This window comes from Methanobacteriaceae archaeon (genome assembly GCA_013403005.1).
Taxonomy (GTDB): Archaea; Methanobacteriota; Methanobacteria; order Methanobacteriales; family Methanobacteriaceae; genus Methanobacterium.
Window position 1 is genome coordinate 61,413 of the sequence record JACBOA010000010.1, and the last position, 24,151, is coordinate 85,563.

Genomic DNA, 24,151 nt, shown 5'->3' on the forward strand with positions numbered 1-24,151 from the left:
CCATATTAAAGCAAAGATTGTTTACAAATATCACTCAACACCCCAATAACTTTACAGCCCCTATGACCATTAGTGAAGTTTTCCAATAGTTAATTCAAATAGTAGAATTTTTTTTATTTGTATGTTCTAAAGCAATATTTTCATTATAATTCTGTGATTTGGAATTTTAGTATGGATCTAGTTTTTTTTCTAACCACTGTTGGAATAATGTTCAAATCGAAAAACCGATATTGATTTTTCAAGGGTTTATCAATTTGTAAATCAAACATCTAAACTGGTCTTTTAAATTCTTTTTTCAAGGATATGCTTTTTTGTGGTAATGATATAAAAGATATGCTAAGAAAACCACAACACCTACTCCAACTACTGTATCAAATAGATGCATGTAACCTTTAATATTTTCCCACTGAGGACCCATTAAGAATCCCACATATCCAAGGGCAAAGCACCAGGGTAGAGAACCAAAAAAAGTGTATATGCTAAATTTTTTGAGATCCATATTGGCTATACCCGCAGGAAGTGAGATAAAAGTGCGTATTCCGGGTATAAATCGGCTTATGAGCACTGCTTCGTGCCCATATTTGGCGAACCATTCATCAGCCAGGTTTAATCTGCTTTTGGTTATGAAAATATATTTACCATAAGTTTCTAAAAGAGGCCTGCCTCCCTTTAAACCCACAAAGTAAGCTATCAAAGAACCGAGAAGGTTTCCCAGGGTTCCAATCAAAGTAATCCCCCAAAGTGTCATTTGACCTTCCCAAACAACATATCCTGCAAAAGGCATTATTATTTCACTGGGAAGTGGTATGCAAGCACTTTCGATGGTCATTCCTATGAAAACACCCCAGTAACCTAATGATTCTATTAAATGGATTACTGTTTCACTTAAATATTCTATTGGGCTGAACATTGAAAAAGAAACCTCTTATTATATTTATTACCTCAAATAATTAAGATTAATAGAATTAATATTCCAAGGATAATTGGAATTTTTTCGGTTTGAAAAATGTTTTTTTAGTAGTTACGATATACGAGTTTAGGTTATGATTTATGGATTAGAGATTTAAATGTTGTGTTTAGGAGATTCAGATAATGAGAAAAATTGAGATATACAAAGATACTATTCTAATATTCCTTCGTGGATTGCTAATGGGCACTGCGGATGTTATTCCTGGAGTTTCCGGAGGCACCATGGCGTTGATCACCGGCATATACCAGAGACTGGTTCATGCCATTAGCCAGATAAATGCTAACTTCCTTATAGCAGCCTTAAAGGGGGATTTTGCTAAATCAAAGGAAGAACTCCTCAAATGGGATTTCAATTTATTCATACCTTTACTGTCAGGTATAGGTGTGGCAGTTTTAACCATGTCCAAGATCATGACGGTCATGCTGACGGTGTACACCGCCCCCACATTTGCTTTCTTCTTTGGCCTCATCTTAGCCTCGGCAGGTTTTGTATACAAACATGTTGATGAGGTTAATTTAAAGAATATCATATTTCTGGTATTTGGTCTTGTTTTTGCCATAATATTTGTGGGATTAAACCCTATACAAGCCAACCACTCACTGCCAGTCATATTCCTATCGGGAATGGTGGCCATCTGTGCCATGATACTCCCAGGAATCTCCGGAGCTTTTTTACTGCTTCTTCTAAACCAGTACGAGTACATGCTGGCAGCCTTAAATCAGCTGAAATTTCCAGATATCATTGCCTTTTGTTTGGGTGCTGTAATAGGTATTTTATCCTTCTCCCGACTCCTGGACTATCTTCTGCAGCATCACAAATCCGTGACCATGGCATTCCTGGTGGGTTTGATGGTGGGAACCCTAAGGCTTCCCTATACTAAAATAGTAACCACTATGGACTCCGTTATCCCGGTAATAGTGGCAGCAGTGATAGGTTTTGTTTTGGTAGTTGTCCTGGAAAGACAGTTTGAAAAATACCATCTGCATTGGGAGGCTTAAAAAAACTCCTAGAATATCTTATTTTTAAAAATTAACCTTTAAAGGATACTAAAATATTATTCGGTCCTTTTTCTAATTATTATTTAGTTCGTTTTTCTACTCAAACTTCTTAAAACCAGTGGAATTGAAACCGTGAGCTATTAAAAGTTGCTGGTCGCTACTTTGAAGTGGTTTCTCTTGGGCTGGTGGTATGGGGCTTCCTTTTTTGGCAAGAATAATTCCCATCTTTTTATTAGCTGCTAAAAACTTCCCTGCATTTCCGTTGATAAGTATATTACCTTTGATCATGTCGATGGCGGTGAAGTCATCAGTATCTCCATTAATGATCACTGTACCACCGTTTAAGAGTGCACCAGTATTTTTACCTGCATTTCCATTTATACGGACGGTACCATTCCTCATGAGTATTCCAGTGGACAGATCAACATCTCCATTTTTAACTATCTCAGCATCAACATTCAAACGAGCACCTACAGTATCTTTCACTGTTCCATCATCAATAATAAACTTTTTCCCGACAAATTGGCAGCCAATTAATTTATCTCCTCCCAAGCCATTGGTAACAATGTCAGTAATGCTTCTAAACTTTCTGTAACCTTTTTGGTTGGATTTTACTTCGACCAGGTTTCCCATTGGCTCTTTAACCTCTCCTTTAACATAAATATTTCCCCGGGTCATGCTGATCCCCATTCGGGTGTCAATATCTCCCTCCACATAGACATCTCCCACTGGAATGTCCTTACCTGTTCCTCCGAAGTACTGAAGGTCCACACCCATACTTGAAGCCAGGCGGTGACCGGCATCACCATTGATACGTACATTACCCTTATCTTTAAGGTGTTCCACCACTTCACCAAAGGTTAAATCATTTCCAGGGATTTTCCATGATGGGTCTAACTTCTCTCCCTTATGTTGCCAGTGGAAGTTGAAGGTAAAATCACACAGACAGTCTACTGGTTCGGTTACTTCTATTTCCAGAAATTTACCATCCTTCTCATCCTCTGATTTACTCCGGAAGAACTTGAACATAACAACCCCTCTTCTTGTTTTAAAAAACTTATATTTGCTATAATATTATCCAAGCTTATTAATAAAAAATCTCAAATAAAATTATTCAAAAACCATTAAAAAACCATTTGATATTGAGATAAAAAAAAAATAAAAAAAAATTTCATTTAATGTTGATGGTCATGATGATGAGGCAAGAAGTGGTGAAATTCCTCCAGGAAAATGGTGTGGAAACCAGATTCGTCAGTATAATGGATGGGAAGGTTTATATTAATAATCTAAAGTTGTCCCGGTTTTCACGCCGAAAGGAGGAGGTATTTCTGGAGCACTTCCCAGACTACGAGGTCAAAAGATCCAAGGTTTTCCAGAAGATCTGCACCAGAGCTTCCCGAGTACTCAAAACTGCACTGAATCCTCATGATAAGATATTAATCTCCGGTTCTTCAAATTGTGTAGATCTAACCCTGAGAACGGTCCTGGAGCCTTACACCCGCAAGTATGGTGTGGAGTTAATCATTATCCCTGAACTCGATTTCAGTCTCATGAAAGTTCAGAATATAGATGGAGAAGAACTAAAAGTAGATGCAGTGGCCCTGCCCCTTACCATGGATGAAGAAGTAGAACATATACTGGATCTTATGATCCATGGTGATAATTTAGAGCTTCTAAGTTCTAGAACTCAAAATAATGGTTTGCGCCTGATTTACCCCTTTATTAACGTTCCATTTTCATGGATCGAGTCTTGGATCGAGATCGAAGGATTGAAATGTTCAGTTGATGAATCTTATGGGATTCACAGGGAAATGTTGGAGTTTCTGGAGACTTATATTCCGGATGTAAGGGAGAAGATGATGCGATCTGCGATGTATATAAAGATAAACAGGTAATGGAAACGAATCAGCAAGGATATTGTCCTATCTTGAAGAAAGTGAAAAAGTTTTTAAAGTATCCCTATTATAGATTATTAAACCTAGAATATATCCGGAGGATGAAAGGTGCCTAAAAGTATAAAGGACATTCTGATTGAAATGAAGAACATGTCCGAATTAATGGTTGATTTAGCATATTCTGCACTACTTTTCAACAGTAAAGACGCTGCAGAAGAGGTTATAAAACTTGAAAACAAAGTTAATAGGCTTAATTATCAAATTAAGAAAGAATCACTCCTTGCTGCTAGAACAGTGGAGGATGCTGAAAAGTTAACTGCTCTACTGGAAGTAGGGGAAGCTGCTGAAACCATAGCTGACTCAGCAAAAGACATAGCTGATCTGGTTCTTAAGGATATGAAACCACACCCTGTTTTTAAGATGGTTATGGAAGAGTCAGATGAAGTCATAATGAGGGTTAAATTATCTGAAGGCTCAGAATTAGCTGATAAATCTTTAGGAGAACTTTTACTCGCCACAAGGACTGGGATGACTGTTATAGCTATAAGGCGAAATGAATCCTGGATTTATGGGCCTGATAAAAACACCATGCTATCTGTGGGGGACACACTTATAGCTAAAGGATACGAAACTGGTAGGTCCCTTCTCATCCAACTTGCCAATGGGGAAACTAAGCTAGAAGATCTTGAATACGAAGAATTTGCTGAAGACTGATAGGAAAAAATTTGTTGGTAAACTTTAAACAATTTTTTAAAAAATCTTTTACCATAATAATTCCTTTACTACCTTTTCACTCTTTTTACTTTTTCACTCTAATATTTTGAAATTTCTAAATATTGCTTGTGATTTTAGAAAATTACTCATTTATTCCCAATTTTTTTGGTAATTTTCCCAAACATTTATAAGTACATGTGAATATATCTTCTTTCCAGGACATTAAAAGGTGTTGGATAAAAAATGGATGATGTAGATTTGGCTATACTCCGCTCTTTGATTAAAAATTCGAGAATTACTATCTCCCAAATGTCAAAAGAAATTGATATTCCTGATGCCACCATTTCCAACAGGCTGAAAAAATTGGAGAGTAACATCATAAAACGTTACACTTTGATACCTGACTGGCAGAAAGTTGGTCTGGAGATAACTTCCATTATCATTATCCAGACAGAGTCCGAAAGGCATGAATTAGTAAAGGAGGAACTCTCTCGTCTTAAAGAAGTGTCAGAAGTTTATAGTGTATCTGGAGAATATGATATATTGATTAAAGTCTGGGTAAAGAGTATTGAGGATTTAAATCAATTGATCAATTCGAAAATACGGTCAATTGACGGTGTTGAAGATTTAACTGAGATGATAGTAATGGAAAGAGTTAAAGAGGATATCCCAGCACTTTAAAGGATGAAACGATATAAATGTGGGAAAATCAAATTATAACTGGCAATAGTAATGATTCAGGGTTTTTATTTGAATTATATTCCGTAAAATCAGCTAGTACTGTAATTTTAGGGTGTTTAGGTGAAATGGACAGAGAAACTATTGAAGATTATTGGCGACATAGTACACACCATTCTAGATTGGATGGTAAAATTAGCTGTGCTAGTTTCAAAAAGGTCTTTAAAGATTCTCAAGATTCCATTCATCATTAGTGGTAAGTTTACGAAGTTTTTCAGAGAAGTTTCCCGGGTTTTAGGAGAAACATTCGTTGCTCTTTTTATATGTGCTATTGGTGATTTAATAGCCGGTATAGTATTAAGTGGAATGACCAACACACTGGAAATACTTCCTGGCCTTATAGTTCTTATCCCAGGGGCAATCGGGATGAGAGGAAACATATTCGGAGCATTAGGGTCAAGACTTGGTTCGAACCTCCATATTGGTACTTTAACGCCGGAATTAAAAAAATCACCAGTTTTAAACCAGAACATAATATCTGCCATGATCTTAACGGTTATCATGTCCATTTTTCTGGCATTCGCTGCTAAGGGTTTTTGTATTCTCCTGGGATTTGAGAGTATCAGTATAGTGGACTTCACAGTAATCTCAGTTCTGGGAGGAATTTTTTCCGGGGCGCTACTGTTACCAGCCACCATTCTGATTTCCATTAAAAGCTATGAAAATGGATGGGACCCTGATAACGTTACTACACCCTTGATTGCAGCCTCTGGAGACCTTTTTACTATTCCTTCAATCCTTTTAGCTGTGCAAATACTTTTATGGATAAGGAATGGCTACGCTGACACAATTTTATTTGTAATATTTATTATAATTGGTATTGTGGGTTTCCTATACGGAATCAACAGAGGAGTTCATCTTAAGAAGATTATGGTGCACAGTACTCCCACCTTATTCCTTTCGTCACTATTTGGAACCACTGCAGGTACCATTTTAAACGGTAGCTTTTCCACCATTTTAAGTAATCCCAGTATCCTGGCTCTAGTGCCACTGTTTTCAGGTGAAAGCGGAGACTTGGTAAGTATCCTGGGGGCCAGATTATCTTCTGGTTTACACATTGGTTCTATAGAATCATCATTAAGACCAACAGAAGGAGCACTGAGGAATTTTGCCATTATCATAATCCTGGCCATAATCATTTACCCCTTAATTGGTATTTTAGCCTATTTCGGTTCATTAGCCGTTGGTGTTGAATCTTTAGAACTTGCTAAAATGGTTTTCATCAGCACATCCGCTGGATTAATGCTTACTCCAATAATGCTACTAATTGCATTTTACCTCAACACATTTTCCTACAGGAAAGGCCTTGATCCAGATAACATCGTAATACCTTTATCCACCAGTATAACTGACCCGGTGGCCAACACCTTTCTGGTGATGATGGTAATCTTCACATTGGGAGTAGCCGTTTAACGGGTTTTAAAATAGTTTCTTTTAGCATGGTTGGAGTATTGACAAAAAAAGCATTAAAAAAATAGGGAAACATTATTTAAAACTAAAAAGAGAAACTTGTTTTCCTTTTTCTTTGGATTGAGACTTCCTGGAATTATTTTTATCCTCGGATTGGCCTCCATTATTCTTCATTTCCTTCGATTCAGGGTGGGGTGCATTTTTTGAAATCTTCTTGGTTTCAGATTTCTTTGTCTTGGTGGTTTTTTTGGAAGTAGTTTTTTCAGTGGATTTAGCTGACCTTTTTCCAGCAGGTTTTCGCTTAGATTTCACAGGTGATGCTTTTTTCGCCTTTCTATTTTTAATTTTCCTCCTACGGAACTGTTTAACCTCAGCATCATCCAGATCAAAGTAATCAGCCAGATCACGGGCCAGTTCATCCTCTTCAAACATTATTTCATAGTAGGGGAATTGCTCGATGGCCACCTTACGGGAGGTATGCATACGTTCCCCCATCTTGGCTGCGACCCGGTCTCTGAGATCCCTCTTTGCCCTGTTCTTTGATAGTTTACTGTAAAAGGTGGAACTGGCATATCTGGAGAACTTCTTATAGGTTTCATCCTTGGCCAGGGCCACCCCCACGCCCATGAGGTCGTAGCTATACTTCCAGTAACCATAATGTCTGGTATGGAAGGCTCTCCCCAGGTACATATCTGCCTCTGCCACTCTATCATATGCCTTCTCAATTTCCTCTGCCTTTTCATATTCCCGGGGAATGTTTTCCGTGATCTGTTCCAGGATAAAACCAGGTTCTGCTTCCAAACGAAGGGCATCTCTGATTCTTTTAGGGTTCTTGCTTTTAAGAACAGTGCGTATGGAATCAAATATGTTGTTAATGTTATCCTTTTCAGATATGATATCCAAATCCTGAGAGGTGATTTTATCCTTTCCCTGGGCAATCACCTGCAAGTCGTTAATGGCTGACCGGAGATCCCCGCGTGATCTTTTGGCCAGGGTGCGGAGTACGTGCTCTTCAAAGTCAACACCCTCCTTAACACAAATCTTTTTGAGTAAGGCCACAATAGAGTTGGTGTGCACCTTGCGGATATTGATAACCTTACATTTGGATTTTAAACTGGTTATTCGTTTGCTGTAAGGATCATTGGCCATCATTATAATGGGATGATGACCTTCCTTGATGATCTTGTTTATGGCACGGATACCACCACGATCCTCATTACCATGAAGTCCATCCACCTCATCCAGTATAATAAGCTTCCTACCCTTCCCAAAGAGAGATGAAGAGGAGGATGCCTCTCCAATGGTGTCCATGATTATATCGAAGGATCTCTTGTCACTGGCATTGAGTTCAATGTGATCAGAAAAGTAAACTGAAATTAAATGGGCCAGGGTGGTTTTACCAGTGCCCGGAGGTCCAATGAGTAGTAGACATTTCTGGGGGTGCCCATGTTCCCAGCCTTCCACCCATTCATCAACTTCTTCCACCGCCTTTTTATTTCCCAGAACCTCATCCATCTTCTGGGGACGGTATTTTTCAGTCCATAACATTCTAATCTGCCTTTTCTTTGGGTAAAAATTTAGTCAGAAGAGCTTCCAGTTGGATTCGAGGATTTGCACCTTCCCTTATCCTGAAATCATATTCTCCAATCTGTTCAACCAGATCTATGTACTCCTGGCTCCCTATAAGTTCGTCCATAGCCATTCTGGACACTTCCTGGTAAACTTGGGTAACCATGTCTTCACCACTGGTTCCCTGAACCACCATAACCTCCCTTAGAAGGTCACGAGCTCCCATGAAATCCCCGTCCATTGCCAGGTTGACTATACGTCTCACATCCTTGGGTTTGGCCTTGGAAACCACCTCATGAACATTATCCTCAGTTATTTCCTCACCCATGGATGCAGTTGCCTGTAGGATATTCACTGCCCGGCGCATGTCACCCTCTGCAAAGTAAACAATACTTTCCAGGGTTCCAGGTGCATAGTTCACACTTTCTGATGCAGCGATTTTTTCCAGTCTTTTGATAATCTGGTGTCCTTTGATGGGTGCGAAACGGAAAATAGCACATCTGGATTGGATAGGGTCTATGATCTTGGATGAATAGTTACAGGAAAGGATAAAGGATGATGTTTTGGTGTACATTTCCATTTCACGGCGCAGGGCATGCTGGGCATCCTTGGTCATGTTGTCCACTTCATCCAGGAATATGATCCTGAAAGGAGCACCTACTGCCTTCAAACGGCAGAAATTTTTAATATCCTTACGTACAGTGTCTATACCCCTGGCATCAGATGCATTTAATTCCAGGAAGTTCTGCTTCCAGTATTCACCCAGCATGGCTTTGGCCAGTGCAATTGCAGTGGTGGTTTTTCCCACTCCTGCCGGGCCAGTGAACATGAGATTAGGCATACTCTCATCGTTTATGTACTGTTTAAGTCTTTGTATAATATGATCTTGACCTACAACCTCATCCAGGGTTTGTGGTCGGTACTTCTCCACCCATGGTCCATTCATGATTATCACCGTTTTTTATTTCAAGTATAATATTGAAAAATATTGAAAATAAATTTTTCAAGAGACTTAGTTTTCTATCACAGTTCATCATATGTAACTGTTATTTTAAAAAGTTTTAATTTTAAGTAATTACATTCAACTTTACTATTTACTTAATATTATTCAGTTTATTAATAAAAACAGGATATAATATTGTTATTAACAGGTTCAGGGTTTTTAAATGGTTTTTTGAATAGTTTAATTTAATGAAAATTAGAAAAAGGAAAATTTAAATTTGTAATAGGGTTATTTTGTAAAATTAACAAATATAATTAAGAGAATTAATTAAGAGAATAATATGGCAATTTCAGGGTGCATGTTCTGTTTGATTTTGAGTTCATCCATGGCATCTCCGTAAGATTTTTTGATAGCCAGGAACTCAGACCGAACCATACCCCGGAAAGCTTCGTATCCCATGACTCGACCATAGTTTTCAGTTATGATTTCTATCATACGACTGAAATCCCGGATGAATATTTCTTCCCTTTCTTCTAATGGGATTTTTGCAGCGTTTTTCTTAATCTGAGCAAAGTCAATGGTGGCATTACTCTTAAGATCAACATTTTGAAGAAGCCTCTGGCACTTTTCAAAGGGCAGGAACTGTTTGGTTAATCCTCGAGCAGGTGCAACTCCCATAATCTTGGCAGCACCCATGGACATGGCCAGGAAAATCTTATCGTAAATCTCTAATATCAAATCCGAACGTTTTTCAGGGTCATCAGGAACTTCCACATATTCTGGAAGGGATGGGAATGATATGGGTGGTCTAACTGTGGGTATGGAGGGTTTGTCCTCTTCAACCTCTTCTTTTACAGTGTCTGTTTCAGTTTCCACAGTTTCAGGCTTGATATCAACTGTTTGCAATTCATTTTTCACTGATTCAGGTTCAGCCTCTGGAATTTCAAGTTCAGATTTTGCAATTTCAGTCTGGGGTTCAATAGTTTCCTGCGCTACTTTTAATCCTACTTCTTTTGATTCTCCCATCTCTGCACTTTCAGATTCATGTTCAACATCCGGAGATTCAAAGTTAGCAGATTCTGCAACACGCTCTGATATAAATTCTTTGCTTATTTCTTCTTTAGATTCTACAACGGGTTCTGCAGGAGGTTTCCGGACGACTTCTTCTGCAACTTCTTCCTTAATTTCACCAGTTTCATCAGCCTTTATCCCTATAGAACTACTTTCTTCTTTCACTGCCATTTCTTCAACAGGTGTCTCATCAACTGGTAATTTAGAGATAGCTTCAGGAATCTTTTCCGGTGCTTCTTCTACTTCTCTTATTACTTCATGTGTTGCAGATATTTCCTCTGGGATTTCTTTGGCTGTTTTGACTATTTCTTCTGAAATTTCATCAGTTTTTACAGAGATTTCTTCAGATTTTTCGGTTATTTCTTCGGAAGCTTCTTCACTTACTCCTTCAGTTACTTCTGGTATTTCTGTGGGGACCTCTAATTCGAGGTCCTGAGTTGTTTCATTGATGATTTTAGATGCTCTTTTCGCCTTCACCAGAACGAGGCCAACATTGGCAGAATCCTGCATTAAAATTATGAAATGAGCTTTTTCAAGGCCTAAAAACAGTGCTTTTCCTCCTGATGACTCTACCAGGACTCTTTCCATTTCTCCCTGACCAGATGAGTTTAAAAGCCGGTGGGATGAATTAGAAATAACATGGGACATTGGGCCGAAGAGGTTGATATCCACATCTACACGTAAGTTATGATGTAAAATACGACCATCACTGGCCACAATAAGAATCCCTTCCACTCCCTGAGTCTTTTCAAGATCCAAAGAGGCCTTTTCCAGTTGGGTCTTTAATTGGGTGTCAATCATTCCATCACTGCTTTAATAAAGATAATTATTAACATTATAAACTATTTTTTGCACCATCTTTTTATTATGCTTATCGTTTATCATCACTTACTAAAGTGGAACGGTGTTGGATAGTTCACAGAGATTGTAAAAAAATATATTATTAGAATCCCTAGATTGTTTTATTAAATTAGATTTAAAGTGAAAATCGATGAATTAAGGTAAATTAAAAAAGATTTTTAAATAAAATGAATTTATAACAAAGATTCTGGAATATGATAGTACAGAACTTGTTTAAGATGGTTTTAGAACCACAAATTGTTCCAAGTTTTCTACTTTAAAAAATTTTGATTCCAGCCAATATTAATTCAAGCCAATATTAAAGCCTAATATATAAAAATTAGAATAATTAGAGGTTTTAATATAAACCTCTAAATCAAGTGTTTTTTAAGGAGCTGACCCTCGCTATCGTAGATATCCACCTGTAAAGGTGAACTTCCATCAATGGCGTGGGTTGCACATGACAGGCAGGGGTCATATGCCCTTACAATCATCTCCAGCTTGTTTTTAAGTCCTTCTGAAACCTCTTCACCATGGATCATTTCTTTAGCAGTTTCCCTAACTCCTATGTCCATGGAAAGGTTGTTCTGTCCTGTGGAAACAATGAGATTGGCCCGGTTAATGAATCCTGCGGCATCTGTTTCATAGTCATGTATAAGGATTCCACGAGTTGCTTCTATCATCCCCACTCCTCTTTTAGTTTCACTGGATTCTTTGGCTTCTTCTTTGGTCATCAATGGTTCAGAAAGTTGCTGACGCAGATCAGTACCGGTTATACTATCATCTTCTAAAATCTGCACTGCCCTTTCTGCTGCATACATTAGTTCAATTAAACGTGCGTAATGATAGAGTAATGCGTTTTGAGCTATTCCGTAATTATCTTTGTACTCACCATACAGTGCAGATGCTTTTTCAGTTGGAATAGTATCAACCACGTTAAGTCGGGCCAGTGGACCCACACGGTAGTTCCCATCTGGGAATCCAATCTGCTTCAAGTAGGGAAATTTCAGGTAGGACCAGGGCTGTACCTTTTCTTCAATATAATCCAAGTAATCTGCGGCTTCAAATTCATATACTTGGTTCCCTGATTTGTCAATGATCTTGGCAGGTCCATCATAGAACTCTATGGCACCTCCATTGGTCAGAGCTCCGAAATGGCTTTCAACAGGACCCAGTGCTTCTATGGCCTCAGCATACTGTGAGAATAAAGGTTTAGCTACTTCAACCCCCTGTTCTATAAGGCCAATAGCTTCTTTGGATTGTGATAATAGCTCGGCTTGTTGTTCGGTTGTTATTCCCCTGGATTGTCCTCCGGGTATGGCAGTAACCGGGCTGATGGGTTTACCTCCCACTACTTCGGTTATTTTCTGACCTATTTTTCTGGTTTTAATGGCCATCATGGCCAGGTCAGGGTTGCTCTTCAAAATTCCAATGACATTACGCATTGCAGGGTCTGACTCTGGACCCAAAACCAGGTCAGGGGCACCCAAGAAGTAGAAGTGTAATGAATGGGAGTGAATGTATTGTCCCAGTAACATAAGTTCCCTTAGCTTTTTAGCGGTTTCGGGTACTTCCAATCCGAAAACCATGTCGGTAGCTTTGGCTGCAGCCAGGTGGTGTGCGGTTTGACAAATACCACATATACGGGGAGTGATTCGTGGTGCTTCCTCTACTGCTGCACCTTCCAGGAATTTTTCAAATCCCCTGATTTCCATCACATGAAAATGGGCATCAGCCACGTTACCGGCATCATCAACCTGTACCGTGATCTTTGCGTGGCCTTCTATCCGGCTTACAGGGCTTATTTCGATGTTTTTCATAATTTCACCTTTTATCTTGTTTCACTTTTTAACCAGTTGTGGGATAAGTGAAACCTGTTTATCCTCCATGGTGGTACTTCCAATCACGAATCCGTAGATAACGTGTCCAATATCATAAAGTTGCTTCTCCACATCTTTTTCTGGCATCTTGGAAAGGTGTGCAATTCTCTTGATAACTCCGTTGTAGATATCGTGGCTTGGTTCCCTTAAAACGTCAAGTGAAGGTCCTCCGCAGCCGTGACACGGAATTCCGGCTTCAGTGCACAGTGCACCGCAACGACCTAGAGTTACTGAACCCAGACAAACATATCCCTGGCTCAGGAAGCATTGTCCGGGTTTGGGGTCACCTTCAATTCTGCGGTGTATTTTATCAAATTCAATGTGTTCCATTTCACGGTGGCAGTCTGCACACACACTTTTCTTGGGAACATCAGGTGCTTCGTCGTTGATGAGTGGTATAAGTATGTCGTGAGTTAGTTGTTCTTTTGGTGGACAGCCAGGTATGAAACCATCAATAAATGTGAAGTCTGCTGCTGGGTGAACTATACTTAAAAGTTCTGGGACTACTTCGTTAGGTAGTTCAGCAGGAACCGTACTTGGGTTGTCGGAGTAAGTACGTGAAGTTACTTCTTCTGGTGTATAGAGGTCTGCCATACCTGTTATTCCTCCATAGCATGCGCAGGTTCCGTATGCAATCAGATATTTTGATTTTTCCCGGAGTTCTTCCAGTCTTTCCTTGTTTTCAGCGTTCCTAACAGAGCCAGATACAATGGCTATGTCAATGTCATCTGGTACTTCCTTCACATCCATTATTATAGGTGCGTATACGATTTCAGCCTGGTCCAGTAATTTTACCAGATCTTCGTGAAGGTCTAGTATGGAGATTTCGCATCCTGAGCAACTGGCCAGGGCTTCTAGGGCTATTTTTACCATTATTTACCACCCCATTTGATGGTAAGTGTTTTAAGACATGCGTTGGGTCCAACATGGTCAATGTCTAATTTTCCTTTAACATCCATAATTTCTTCAATAGCTCCGACTGTGTAACCATATAAAAGGTAACATAATGGGCCTTTCTGGGGTAATCCCGTTCTTCGCAGGGTCTGTCTTACAACACAGTCCATGAAAAGAAGTTTTACTTCGAGTTGATTTTCTTTTTCAATAACGTAGCTGTCCTGACCCGATGGTTTCCATTTCACATAGTAGAATTCGTGTCCCAAGACTTCACCCATTTCGTATAAGGCTTTTTCCAAATCATCCGTTTTTTCCATCATTTTGGCGGCATCGTGTCCCATGCGTTTACCTGCCTGATAAACAATGGCGTTGGCACCTCTTCCTGAAACCTGTTCCAGGGCACTGGACATGGATCCCATGAATTTCATCAGCACATGCAGTGCATCTTCATAGTCATCGATGTCTCCCCCAGTTTCTTTGGGGATTAATTCTGGTTTGAATGTACCTAAATCCTCTGTAGTGTTTTTCATATCCATTTTTAATCCCTCAGATTATCCTTTCCAGGACATGGTTTACTCTGCGGTCAATGTACAGTCTTTTGGCCACGTGGATGTCTTTGTGTGTCATGGCCTGGGCAGGGCAGATCTCGTGGCAGGATAGACAGGCCATGCAGTCCTCGGCCTTGATCACTTCGGTTTTCCATCTTTCCTCATTCATCTTGTACACGTCATTGGGACAGTCATCCACACAGGATCCGCATCCAACACATGCATCTTCATCTATTAGGATTTCAACCATTTTAACGCCTCTTTTCCAGATTTTGAACCATCTATGTCTCCTTTATTGATTTTATTTTTTTCTTTTAATTTTTACATGAATATTACTTTACTTAAATAATAGACAATCATCATTAATAAGTGTTATAACTACACCTCAGAATATCTCATGAATATTCGTTAATAATATAAATATTTATTACTAATAAGTATTGTGTAATCAACAGTTCAGGGCCTATTCTATTGAAATATATAAATTGAGTTACTTTTTTTCATGATTTATGTCATAAATTGCTTATTTTTTATTATTTAATATTCTTCAAGGGACTAATATGTTTACTAAACTGTAGTAAAATAAAAGAATACATCTCAATTCAATAGCTAATTAAATAGGCATTGTTGATTTTAAATTACATGAGAATTATAAATCACTACTTGATACCAGTTTAAAGTGAGTGATCCATGCTGCTTCTTTTTTACCTGGAGGATAACAGGTAACAATCAATAAACGAGGTTCTCCTTCCTGAGAAAACCGGATAGGGTTTGTTTTGTAGTCCCAACGGATATCTTCGCCATTGGAGCTTACCGCGTAAACATATTTCTTTCTCTGAGAATAATCTTTGATAATAGCCTGGTCCCCGATTTTCAAAGAAGCTATGTTCTTAAATAATCCAGAATACCTTGTGCGATGGCCTAAAATACCGCACTCTCCAGGTTTACCTGGCATAACACTGGAAGGATAATGATAAACAGCATTATATGCATTCACAGTATCAGAACGGATAGTTGCACTAACATTAAGCTTTGGAATAATTAATTGGGCATTGGTATATGAACTGGCAATATCTGTGGGGTCAAGTGCATCAACAGGGTTACTCATTCTTTCCTGATAAGTTTTAACACTTTTCTGAGCTTGAGTTACATTTTGCATTTGCTGATAGCCAGTAACTACTATCCCTGCAGACACTAAAACGCAAACAGATACTATCAGGACAGAAATGATCTTATAGCTAGCCATTTTCTCCCACATCTTTCCCAACCAAAAGATCCTTAACCTTCAGGGCCAATTGACTTCTGTAAGTGGCAACTTTCCAGGGGTCACTGACCCAAACATTCAAAGATGCCCTAATACCCATATCTGTCATTTCTTTTATAAGAACATTAGGCTTTGGTTCACTAAGTGCCCATGAACATTCTGATGCTGCCTTTACCAGTGAGTTAACAGTTTCTTCCAGTTTATTTTCATAGGGTATGTTAATATCCAATCCCACCCTCCGGGTTTCTAAAGAGGTGTGATTCACATAAACATTTTTGGAGAACGTGGAGTTGGGGATAGTGATGATTTTATTATCCACTGTTTTGATAGTGGTAACTCTTAAACCAAGTTTAACCACTTTACCCCTTTGTCCAGACATTTCAAGAATATCACCTACCTTGAAACTTTTATCAGCCAGTATAAACATTCCTGCAATGAAATTGGATATGGTATCTCTTGCAGCAAAACCAACAGCCACACCTACAATACCTAAGCTGAGCACTATGGCACTTACATCCCATCCAATTTCTTTTAAAACAACAGTAATGGTCACTGCAATTATGGAATACTTTATTATTTCGTTTAAAACCTGAATCAAAGTGGCTTCCATATTCAGTCTGTTACCAGTTCTTTTAACAATGTACATGGACCATTTGATAAGGATAAATGAGGATAATAAAATCACTGCAATCTTGATAAGATTAATATAGAATGGGTCAGTGTCAACCACCATTTCTTTCCACCTCTATTACTTTAAAATCTTCAGCAACCATCACCTGGTCAAAAATCTGATTAGCTTCTTCTTTTAGGAGGTTACTATCTCTGTAACGAGTGCTTATATGAGAAAGGATTAATAGAGAAACTTCTGCCTTTTTGGCAATTTCAGCAGCTTGAGTAGTGGTGGAATGTCCTGTTTCACGGGCTTTAACTTCTTGTGACGATTCAAATGTTGATTCATGGATAAGAACATTGGCATGTTTAGCGAAATCAACCATTTCCAAACAAGGCCTGGTATCTCCGGAGTAAACTATTTTACGGCCCCTTCGCTCTGGACCAAGAACTTCTTCTGGTTCAATTAGCCTCCCGTCAACTTCTACAGAAATACCTCTCTGCAGTTTGCCAAAATCAGGTCCGGGTTCCAGTCCTAATTTTATAGCTTTTTCCTTTAAGAACTTGGGAGATCTTTTTTCTTCTACTGAATAAGCAAGGTTAACTATGGAGTGGTGAGTGGGACAGCACTTTATCAAGTATTCATCTGTTTCTGCAACCACGCCTTCTTCTACTTCATGGGCATTTATTTGGAAGGATAGGGAATAGAAACCTAAATTTTTAATATTATGGACAGTTTCATTGATTCCTTTTGGCCCGTAAATATGTAAAGGTTCCTTCCTTCCGCGGAATGCCATTGATTGGATCATTCCAGGAAGTCCTAGAAAGTGGTCACCGTGCAGGTGGGTGATGAAAATATTATTAACTTTCATGGGGCTCAATTTAATTCGAGCCATTTGGCGCTGGGTTCCTTCTCCACAATCAAAGAGCATAATCTCCCCAAAAGCCTTTAGAGCAATAGAAGAATGGTTTCTGTTGGGGGTGGGGAGTGCAGAGGAGGTGCCTAAAAATATTAACTCCATCTTGATTCACCGGATTCTAATATTCATTTAGATTATATAATCATTTAAAATTTCACTGTAATTTATATCTTAAGATGATTTTATCTTGATATTACTATTACTTAATGACCAGTGTGTTATTTTTAATATAAAACTGTGGAAAATTTATATTCTTTATTTTATATAGTTGAAAACTAGTTGAATTTAATGCTTTGAAGGGTATGTTATAATCAAGGATAATAAGTTTGAACATTGACAATATTAATGTTTAAACATAGAAATTAACATAGATATTATAAAAATGTGCATTACGGATTTTTATCTTTAATAAAAAGGTTAGGTGGTTCATTTCATGAGGCAAAATTTAGCTGACCTGGTGTATGATGATATTGGCTTTGAGGATATAACCACTAATGCATTAATACCTCCTGGATTACATGCAAATGGCCATATTATAGCTAAAGAAGAAGGAATAATTGCCGGAGTACAGATGGCATTCTCTATTTTTAATGAATTTTCCGTTGAAACTGAAATCAAAGTTAATGATGGGGATAAAATAAAACCTGGTCAAATAATTATGGAAGTCTCAGGTGATCCGCGCAGTATCCTGAGTACAGAAAGGACAGTTCTTAACCTCATGATGAGAATGAGTGGCATTGCCACTTTAACTTCCCAATTGATCAAAAAAGTACGCAGTGTAAATCCCCATGTTTTAGTTGCTGGAACTCGTAAAACAACACCGGGGCTCCAGTTTTTTGAGAAAAATGCCATCCGATGTGGTGGTGGTGATACACACAGATACAGGTTAGATGATTGTATCTTAATCAAAGATAATCATCTTGCACTGGTGGGTGGGGTGGCTGAAGCTGTATCCCGCGCCCGAAATTATGCTAGTTTCACCAAGAAAATCGAAATTGAAGTAGAAACCCTGGATGATGCATTACTAGCTGCAAATGCGGGTGTAGATATTATAATGTTAGATAATATGACTCCGAAAGAGGTTGAAAAAGTTTTAATGGTTCTTTCAAGGGAAAACCTTCGTGAAAATGTAATTGTTGAATTATCTGGTGGCATTACTTCAGAAAATATAATGGAGTATGCTAAGACAGGAGTCGATGTCATTTCCACAGGATACATAACCCATTCTGCCAGATCATTGGACTTGAGTTTGGAATTAGTAAAACTCAATTAGCCCATATACACCATTTACTAATTAAGTTTCAGTATTTATCCATATATTACAATAATTTTTTATTTTTACTTTGATTATTATTAAGTTATGGTTAAAAATCACCATAATTTTTGCACGTAAAGCATCGTTTAACAATACCTTTATATAACAACATTAACATAGCATTAGACAAAGAAAAAGAGAATTTTAAAGTTAAGTTAAAGTTAAGACAAGGAGAAATTCTATGTACGACGAACGAGAAGATGAATTTACTGAAGAAATTATTGGGGAAGAAAATGATGAAATTGAGTCAGATGAAACTGTAGAAGAAAATTCTGAAAAAGAGGAAGGAGAAGAACTTCCTTTCGCCAAAGCCGAAGTCGTACGTCTGATGAAGCAGAATCTTGACAAGGATAAAATGATCCGGGAACGGGTTAAAGTTGAGATGAACAAGTTCCTGGGTGAGGTGCTGGTAAAAGTCTGTGAACAGCTTAACGAATATCCCTATACCACCATAGAATATGAAATGCTTAAAGAATCCATATATCCTTACCAAAATATAGAAAGGATAAATGAGGAGAAAAAGCGAATATTAATGCACTTGCATGCTATTAAGGCTGATTGTGATGCTCTATCTATGGATGTAAAAAGAACACTGAAGTTAAAGGATGTCTATGAAGAAGAACAAGATCCTGCTTTTATGGATTAATTTAATTCTTCAATCCTTTTATTTTTATCCAAAGTCATTTATTGGCCTTATTTTCACTTAAAACTTATTTTCACTTAAAAGATTTAAGTTATCTGTTTTCAGTAAAAATTTACTTCAAATCGATGCGCTTCAACTTCAATCCACTTCAAATTTATTTTAAATCTCCACTTTCAAAGGTGGTAAAACCTGTTTTCAATTTTTTAATTTCTTCATCTTTCAATTCGCTCTTTTGAGCATTTTCATGTAAAATCAGACTATGTCCAAAGGGATCCTCTAGGATGAGTGTAACCTTTTTTTTACCATTTTTCACTTCTTCAATATATTCCAGTATATCCACGGCATTCTTTTTCACATGGTCATTTTCTGCCCATGAAAGTGCAGTTTTCACTGCTTTTTCAAAACGCTCGAGTACACCTTCAACATTAGAAACATATCCCTGTGATTGAGGTCCGGGTTCCACTTTAAGCCCGATTTCAGGTATGGTGATAGTGGTTGATTGAGATTTAACTACCCTTGCGTTTAAAGTCTCTTTGCCAATTGTCAACGTATACTTGACTGGGTCTTTCTGGTCAATACAAATGGTGTCAGCATGTTTATAACCACATTCGGTACATAGCATGGTTGATTCCATAATCTCTCCAAAATATGGGATCTTTTCGGTTTTGGTGGTGACTTCCATACACTGTGTTTTACCACAGATAGGGCAGTCAGCAAACATTTTACTCAAATTACACGACTCCTAATCAATTAATTAGTTTATTGTAGATAATTATAGATGATTAAACTAGGTATCTAAGATATTAAATTAACATATTAAGAAATTAAAGATTAAGTAGATATTACAAATCTTAAAACTAAAAATGACAATTTAGATATATCGAAAAAATGTATTGATCATTGAATTATATTATCCTTTTTAAGAAATACCTGAGTATTAAATATTAATTATCATTAAATTAAGAATTATTAAATAATATTTAAGACTTTTATTTCACATCGTCATTTTCATGATATTTATATAATAACCCTTTTTCTTTCAGCTCTTTAATCATATCTTGAAGACTTTCCTCATCAGGTGCGCATACCTTGTGTCGGTGAACATTTCCAGAAAGTTCATAAAGGCCTTCCAAGTCTTTTTTACGTTTAGGGTTCTCCTGAAGTAGTTTTACAAATCTTTTTGCTTCGTCAGGATCATATACATTTACCTTTCTCTTCAGAGGCTCACCAAAACCGGGAAGGAAATAGGAAACATCCATTATGCGACCACCATATTTGTTCAGTATGATGTCAATTTCCAGTTCCAACTGATCCACTGAATGGCGGAAGATCATCTCTTTACAGATCTCCTTAATCAGGGTGAGCATACGCTTTTTGGTATCGGCTATGCCCAAATTGTTGATAACAGGGATGCGATGTTCCAGTGCTTGTTTAACCAGATAATTGTTAATTATTCTATTTTCCTTGAAATATTCAAGATGTTTACCTCCCCGTTTGATCTTCATGGCTCTTTTCACAAAGCGCTCTTTGTGTACTTCTTCATCAGCAGTAAGAACGAAAAAGTGGATGGAAGCATCTTCCTTGAATTTTTCAATATCTAAAAATCCTGGAACAAGATGCACTCCTTCGATTACCAGATCATCGTAGTCATCCACTGCCCGTTTAATAACCTTTTCAATGGCTGGAATTACAAATGAAGCATGTTCCTCAAAACCAGCACTTATCAAACTGGCGTTGTTGCCATCAAAACGTTGCTTATCTTTCAGAGTAGTGTAAGCATCAAATGAAGACTTATGTAGGGCGGGAGCATAGTCTGGTCCTATGATTCCCCTAACAATTTCACGAATAAAGTCAGTTTCAATAAGATGCTTAATACCCAGCTCTTTAGCTAACTCAGAAGCTATGGTTGACTTCCCTATCCCAGAAGCACTTCCAATGAGGATTACATAAGGTTTTCTCAAACTAACACCTCCTGGCAATCCACTTCAATGATTTTCTCTGTTCTATCACTAAATCACGATTATAAACAACGCATAGATGCTTAACGAAACTATATTGCATAATCATGGGGTCCTGAGTTCAAGTGCTCTCTGGGAATTATGACAATCTTCTCATGCCCGATTTATTTAACCTAGGAACTCCACTACTCTTTCAGCACTGCGACGCATTTCAATCCTGATGAGACCAAGATTGATGTCGATTTCTGCAATAACTACCAGTATACCTTCACCTGCATCAATCATGAGGGTTTTACCTTTACTACCCTCGATCATGACTTGTTGAAGTGGTTCGTGCTTCATTTCCTCAGCAGAACGCTCGGCAGTACCAAATACAGCAGAAGCCATTGCAGCTACCAGTTCAGAGTCTATGTCAGTTGGAACTTCGCTTTCGATGATCAAACCATCTTTTCCTACAACCAGAGATCCGCTTACCCCATTTATTCGGCCTAAATCTTTAAGTATTCTTTCTATCATAATATGCCTCCACAATAGAATTTACATGCTACCTAAAGTATATATCATGGTTTGACATTTATTAAATAAATAAGTAATGTAATATTTCACCTATTTCACCAAATTTCGAGGAGTGATCTTTTGTATTTTGTATCTTCTGTTCAAGATTTACAAGAACTTAACCCATTTATTATCATCGGTTGTGGTGGAGGTGGGGAAAAATTTGCCAATTTTAACGGAATCGAGTCTGTTGGTTTTATAGATGATAATAAGACGAAACAGGGTCAGGAATTTTGTAACCATATTATTTCATCAGATCTAAGAGAGTTGGTTAGGGTTACTGGTGCTCGTAGTGTGGCCATAATGTTACCCATTGGTGCAGAGGGATCTGCACTGAAATATGCTGTTCAGGCCATTGATATGGGTTTGAATGTGGTTTGTTCTTTCAGATCTCTCCCTTTGCATCGGAACCAATCTTTACAGGCATTTGCAAAGTCCAAGGGTGTCCATTTAAAGGAGATAAGCCCACGTCTTGATGTGGTAAAGTCAATATTTGGCACAGCACCATCAACATGTACTGAAGTTCTCCCTAAACTTGATTACAAACCTAAAACTCCAGTTGTCTTCGTGGGAGGAACTTCCCAAGAGTGTGGAAAGAGGACTACTACTCGTATACTGGGACAAACTGCGCAGGAAAAAGGTTTGAATCCTGTTGTTATTTCCACAGATGAAATGGGATTAGAACAGCCAGCTGACCTCAATTTCAGAGCTGGTAGTTTATCGGTTATGGATGTTGCTTCAGCAGTGATGGGAAGCATACGCTATCTGGAGGAAGAGAAAAATCCAGACATTATATTTGTGGAAGGACAGTCCAGTCTCACAGAAAGGGGAAACCCTCATCCTAGAGGTTTGTCAGCAGCCATTTTGGTAGGATCTCAACCAGATGCAACCATTGTCTGCCATAGATTCAACCACCCCTACCGTCACCCTGTTGGCATCAAACAGGAGATAAAAGCGATTGAAGCCATGGAACCCACAAAAGTAGTGGGGATTTCTCTAAACTTAAGAAATTTCACCAAGGATAAGGCAAAGGCAGATCTTTTTTCAGAATACACCAAAAAATATGGTCTTCCAGTAGTGGATATTTTCCAGGGTGGGGCGTCAATATTATTAGATGCAATAACTGAATATATAGGTATAGGGGACGTTGCAAAATGAAGGACGTGATGGATTATCTAAAGAAAAATCTTGGCTTGGAAGAAGATGAAGGAAAAGAAGATCAGGAAACAATAATTGTTCCGGAACACTCTTTCTATGAGATAATATTAATGAAGATTCATAATCTTGATGAATTTGACTATGCCCTCTCCCAAGTCTTGGAAGAAAAAAATCCAATTATAATGGATATCAGCATCTTGGAAAAAGATTCTCCAGATGATTTTAAATTAGCAGGTGAAAAATTAAAGGCATTTCGGGATAATAATGGTGGAGAAGCTATTTTGCTTTGTAAAAATGGTCGCAATATTATAATTGTTACTCCTGCAGAAATAAAGTTGATTCGAAAGTAAGTGAAAGTAAGTATTATATTGAAATATATCGAAATTTTGTGAAACTTTATTTAATGAAAGTATATTATTATATTTATTTATCAAAATTAATATTGGGGTTAAATTGAATATAGATTTTATAAATTGTTAAGGATATGGGGAGATGTACAAATGGAAATGCCCATAACTAAACCATCAAAGGTTTCGTATGCGGATGAGCTGGAATTCCCTAAACTACTGGAAGAATTGGCTAAGGATCGTAAAAATGGATTTATTAGAGTAACTTCTCAATCAGAAGAGGGGTATATTCTATTTAAAGAGGGTAAACAGGTTGCTGCATCTTACGAAGGGCATGCTAAACTGGAAGCTATCGAGAAAATAAATTCTGCTCTAGAAAATGCTAATACTTTAATTGAGGTTTTTGACATAGGATCTGCGCAGGTGGATTATCTTCTGGATCTCAATAAACCCTACAAACTTGATGCAGACTCTAAAGTGTACGATGTAATTGGTGAACTTAAAAAGACAGAAACAACCGAATCTGAGGTTAAGGAATCTGAGGTTAAGGAATCTGAGGTTAAGGAATCTGAGGTTAAGGAATCTGAGGTTAAGGAATCTGAGGTTAAGGAATCTGAGGTTAAGGAATCTGAGGTTAAGGAGCCTGAGGTTAAGGAGCCTGAGGTTAAGGAATCTGAGGTTAAGGAATCTGAGGTTAAGGAATCTGAGGTTAAGGAATCTGAGGTTAAGGAATCTGAGGTTAAGGAATCTGAGGTTAAGGAGCCTGAGGTTAAGGAATCTGAGGTTAAGGAGCCTGAGGTTAAGGAATCTGAGGTTAAGGAGCCTGAGGTTAAGGAGCCTGAGGTTAAGGAATCTGAGGTTAAGGAGCCTGAGGTTAAGGAGCCTGAGGTTAAGGAGCCTGAGGTTAAGGAG

The 24,151-nt window shown here is 38.1% G+C and carries 25 protein-coding genes; 10 read left to right on the forward strand and 15 right to left on the reverse strand.

Annotated elements, in window-relative coordinates:
• Positions 1-295: 295 nt before the first annotated feature.
• Positions 296-910: a DedA family protein gene (locus tag HVN35_08210; GenBank protein NYB52523.1), complete on the reverse strand. Its 615-nt coding sequence runs from the start codon at positions 908-910 to the stop codon at positions 296-298.
• A 182-nt stretch (positions 911-1,092) separates the two neighbouring features.
• Between HVN35_08210 and HVN35_08215 the strand changes: the two genes are divergently transcribed.
• A complete protein-coding gene (locus HVN35_08215; protein ID NYB52524.1) occupies positions 1,093-1,968 on the forward strand; it encodes a DUF368 domain-containing protein in 876 nt (291 codons plus the stop codon).
• 96 nt (positions 1,969-2,064) lie between these two features.
• Here HVN35_08215 and HVN35_08220 read toward each other — a convergent pair whose 3' ends face one another.
• Positions 2,065-2,997: a hypothetical protein gene (locus HVN35_08220; GenBank protein ID NYB52525.1), complete on the reverse strand. Its 933-nt coding sequence runs from the start codon at positions 2,995-2,997 to the stop codon at positions 2,065-2,067.
• A 161-nt stretch (positions 2,998-3,158) separates the two neighbouring features.
• Here HVN35_08220 and HVN35_08225 point away from each other — a divergent pair, with 161 nt between their 5' ends.
• From HVN35_08225 to HVN35_08240, 4 genes are all read left to right on the forward strand, one after another.
• A complete protein-coding gene (locus tag HVN35_08225) occupies positions 3,159-3,863 on the forward strand; it encodes an ATPase (protein NYB52526.1) in 705 nt (234 codons plus the stop codon).
• A 141-nt stretch (positions 3,864-4,004) separates the two neighbouring features.
• Complete coding sequence (locus HVN35_08230) at positions 4,005-4,577, forward strand: potassium channel family protein (protein NYB52527.1); 573 nt, start codon at positions 4,005-4,007, stop codon at positions 4,575-4,577.
• Between the two features lie 243 nt (positions 4,578-4,820).
• A complete protein-coding gene (locus tag HVN35_08235) occupies positions 4,821-5,258 on the forward strand; it encodes an Lrp/AsnC family transcriptional regulator (GenBank protein NYB52528.1) in 438 nt (145 codons plus the stop codon).
• Between the two features lie 120 nt (positions 5,259-5,378).
• On the forward strand, positions 5,379-6,728 hold the full coding sequence (locus HVN35_08240; GenBank protein NYB52529.1) for a magnesium transporter: 1,350 nt from the start codon (positions 5,379-5,381) through the stop codon (positions 6,726-6,728).
• Between the two features lie 72 nt (positions 6,729-6,800).
• Here HVN35_08240 and HVN35_08245 read toward each other — a convergent pair whose 3' ends face one another.
• The 10 genes from HVN35_08245 to rnz all read right to left on the reverse strand — a co-directional run bounded on the left by HVN35_08245 (position 6,801) and on the right by rnz (position 17,365).
• Complete coding sequence (locus tag HVN35_08245) at positions 6,801-8,273, reverse strand: replication factor C large subunit (GenBank protein ID NYB52530.1); 1,473 nt, start codon at positions 8,271-8,273, stop codon at positions 6,801-6,803.
• A 1-nt stretch (position 8,274) separates the two neighbouring features.
• Positions 8,275-9,240, reverse strand: coding sequence for a replication factor C small subunit (locus tag HVN35_08250; protein ID NYB52531.1), 966 nt, complete (start codon positions 9,238-9,240; stop codon positions 8,275-8,277).
• A gap of 324 nt (positions 9,241-9,564) precedes the next feature.
• Entirely contained in the window at positions 9,565-11,109 is a 1,545-nt protein-coding gene (locus HVN35_08255) for a hypothetical protein (protein NYB52532.1), read from the reverse strand.
• Positions 11,110-11,519: 410 nt separating this feature from the next.
• The gene (locus tag HVN35_08260) at positions 11,520-12,968 is read right to left on the reverse strand and encodes a Ni/Fe hydrogenase subunit alpha (protein ID NYB52533.1); all 1,449 of its coding nucleotides are present in this window, start codon (positions 12,966-12,968) and stop codon (positions 11,520-11,522) included.
• A 21-nt stretch (positions 12,969-12,989) separates the two neighbouring features.
• Positions 12,990-13,901 (reverse strand): F420-nonreducing hydrogenase, encoded by a 912-nt coding sequence (locus HVN35_08265; GenBank protein ID NYB52534.1) that lies wholly within the window; start codon positions 13,899-13,901, stop codon positions 12,990-12,992.
• Complete coding sequence (locus HVN35_08270; protein ID NYB52535.1) at positions 13,901-14,458, reverse strand: hydrocarbon binding protein (contains V4R domain); 558 nt, start codon at positions 14,456-14,458, stop codon at positions 13,901-13,903. Before HVN35_08270 ends, HVN35_08265 begins: the two co-directional genes overlap by 1 nt.
• Before the next feature lie 10 nt (positions 14,459-14,468).
• Positions 14,469-14,720: a 4Fe-4S binding protein gene (locus tag HVN35_08275; GenBank protein ID NYB52536.1), complete on the reverse strand. Its 252-nt coding sequence runs from the start codon at positions 14,718-14,720 to the stop codon at positions 14,469-14,471.
• A 399-nt stretch (positions 14,721-15,119) separates the two neighbouring features.
• Complete coding sequence (locus HVN35_08280) at positions 15,120-15,716, reverse strand: class E sortase (protein NYB52537.1); 597 nt, start codon at positions 15,714-15,716, stop codon at positions 15,120-15,122.
• Positions 15,709-16,467: a mechanosensitive ion channel family protein gene (locus tag HVN35_08285; GenBank protein ID NYB52538.1), complete on the reverse strand. Its 759-nt coding sequence runs from the start codon at positions 16,465-16,467 to the stop codon at positions 15,709-15,711. Before HVN35_08285 ends, HVN35_08280 begins: the two co-directional genes overlap by 8 nt.
• Positions 16,457-17,365, reverse strand: coding sequence for a ribonuclease Z (gene rnz, locus HVN35_08290; GenBank protein ID NYB52539.1), 909 nt, complete (start codon positions 17,363-17,365; stop codon positions 16,457-16,459). Before rnz ends, HVN35_08285 begins: the two co-directional genes overlap by 11 nt.
• Before the next feature lie 331 nt (positions 17,366-17,696).
• Here rnz and nadC point away from each other — a divergent pair, with 331 nt between their 5' ends.
• Positions 17,697-18,536 (forward strand): carboxylating nicotinate-nucleotide diphosphorylase, encoded by an 840-nt coding sequence (nadC, locus tag HVN35_08295; GenBank protein ID NYB52540.1) that lies wholly within the window; start codon positions 17,697-17,699, stop codon positions 18,534-18,536.
• 283 nt (positions 18,537-18,819) lie between these two features.
• On the forward strand, positions 18,820-19,224 hold the full coding sequence (locus HVN35_08300; GenBank protein NYB52541.1) for a hypothetical protein: 405 nt from the start codon (positions 18,820-18,822) through the stop codon (positions 19,222-19,224).
• A 151-nt stretch (positions 19,225-19,375) separates the two neighbouring features.
• Here the strand turns inward: HVN35_08300 and HVN35_08305 are convergent, their stop codons facing one another.
• The 3 genes from HVN35_08305 to HVN35_08315 form a co-directional block, all read right to left on the reverse strand.
• Positions 19,376-19,951: a ZPR1 zinc finger domain-containing protein gene (locus HVN35_08305; GenBank protein NYB52542.1), complete on the reverse strand. Its 576-nt coding sequence runs from the start codon at positions 19,949-19,951 to the stop codon at positions 19,376-19,378.
• Positions 19,952-20,210: 259 nt separating this feature from the next.
• Positions 20,211-21,182 (reverse strand): AAA family ATPase, encoded by a 972-nt coding sequence (locus tag HVN35_08310; GenBank protein NYB52543.1) that lies wholly within the window; start codon positions 21,180-21,182, stop codon positions 20,211-20,213.
• Between the two features lie 165 nt (positions 21,183-21,347).
• On the reverse strand, positions 21,348-21,695 hold the full coding sequence (locus tag HVN35_08315; protein ID NYB52544.1) for a roadblock/LC7 domain-containing protein: 348 nt from the start codon (positions 21,693-21,695) through the stop codon (positions 21,348-21,350).
• A 120-nt stretch (positions 21,696-21,815) separates the two neighbouring features.
• Here HVN35_08315 and HVN35_08320 point away from each other — a divergent pair, with 120 nt between their 5' ends.
• The 3 genes from HVN35_08320 to HVN35_08330 all read left to right on the forward strand — a co-directional run.
• Positions 21,816-22,892: a DUF1611 domain-containing protein gene (locus HVN35_08320; protein NYB52545.1), complete on the forward strand. Its 1,077-nt coding sequence runs from the start codon at positions 21,816-21,818 to the stop codon at positions 22,890-22,892.
• Positions 22,889-23,242, forward strand: coding sequence for a cell division protein SepF (gene sepF, locus HVN35_08325; protein ID NYB52546.1), 354 nt, complete (start codon positions 22,889-22,891; stop codon positions 23,240-23,242). Before HVN35_08320 ends, sepF begins: the two co-directional genes overlap by 4 nt.
• A gap of 150 nt (positions 23,243-23,392) precedes the next feature.
• A partial coding sequence (locus tag HVN35_08330) for a hypothetical protein (protein NYB52547.1) occupies positions 23,393-24,151 on the forward strand: 759 nt, incomplete at its 3' end.

Excerpts from the sequence above, each read along its gene's own strand:
- HVN35_08210 (NYB52523.1), bottom strand. The coding sequence starts at position 910 with ATGTTCAGCCCAATAGAATATTTAAGTGAAACAGTAATCCATTTAATA.
- HVN35_08215 (NYB52524.1), top strand. The coding sequence starts at position 1,093 with ATGAGAAAAATTGAGATATACAAAGATACTATTCTAATATTCCTTCGT.
- HVN35_08220 (NYB52525.1), bottom strand. The coding sequence starts at position 2,997 with ATGTTCAAGTTCTTCCGGAGTAAATCAGAGGATGAGAAGGATGGTAAA.
- HVN35_08225 (NYB52526.1), top strand. The coding sequence starts at position 3,159 with ATGATGATGAGGCAAGAAGTGGTGAAATTCCTCCAGGAAAATGGTGTG.
- HVN35_08230 (NYB52527.1), top strand. The coding sequence starts at position 4,005 with ATGAAGAACATGTCCGAATTAATGGTTGATTTAGCATATTCTGCACTA.
- HVN35_08235 (NYB52528.1), top strand. The coding sequence starts at position 4,821 with ATGGATGATGTAGATTTGGCTATACTCCGCTCTTTGATTAAAAATTCG.
- HVN35_08245 (NYB52530.1), bottom strand. The coding sequence starts at position 8,273 with ATGTTATGGACTGAAAAATACCGTCCCCAGAAGATGGATGAGGTTCTG.
- HVN35_08250 (NYB52531.1), bottom strand. The coding sequence starts at position 9,240 with ATGAATGGACCATGGGTGGAGAAGTACCGACCACAAACCCTGGATGAG.
- HVN35_08255 (NYB52532.1), bottom strand. The coding sequence starts at position 11,109 with ATGATTGACACCCAATTAAAGACCCAACTGGAAAAGGCCTCTTTGGAT.
- HVN35_08260 (NYB52533.1), bottom strand. The coding sequence starts at position 12,968 with ATGAAAAACATCGAAATAAGCCCTGTAAGCCGGATAGAAGGCCACGCA.
- HVN35_08265 (NYB52534.1), bottom strand. The coding sequence starts at position 13,901 with ATGGTAAAAATAGCCCTAGAAGCCCTGGCCAGTTGCTCAGGATGCGAA.
- HVN35_08270 (NYB52535.1), bottom strand. The coding sequence starts at position 14,458 with ATGGATATGAAAAACACTACAGAGGATTTAGGTACATTCAAACCAGAA.
- HVN35_08275 (NYB52536.1), bottom strand. The coding sequence starts at position 14,720 with ATGGTTGAAATCCTAATAGATGAAGATGCATGTGTTGGATGCGGATCC.
- HVN35_08280 (NYB52537.1), bottom strand. The coding sequence starts at position 15,716 with ATGGCTAGCTATAAGATCATTTCTGTCCTGATAGTATCTGTTTGCGTT.
- HVN35_08285 (NYB52538.1), bottom strand. The coding sequence starts at position 16,467 with ATGGTGGTTGACACTGACCCATTCTATATTAATCTTATCAAGATTGCA.
- rnz (NYB52539.1), bottom strand. The coding sequence starts at position 17,365 with ATGGAGTTAATATTTTTAGGCACCTCCTCTGCACTCCCCACCCCCAAC.
- nadC (NYB52540.1), top strand. The coding sequence starts at position 17,697 with ATGAGGCAAAATTTAGCTGACCTGGTGTATGATGATATTGGCTTTGAG.
- HVN35_08315 (NYB52544.1), bottom strand. The coding sequence starts at position 21,695 with ATGATAGAAAGAATACTTAAAGATTTAGGCCGAATAAATGGGGTAAGC.
- sepF (NYB52546.1), top strand. The coding sequence starts at position 22,889 with ATGAAGGACGTGATGGATTATCTAAAGAAAAATCTTGGCTTGGAAGAA.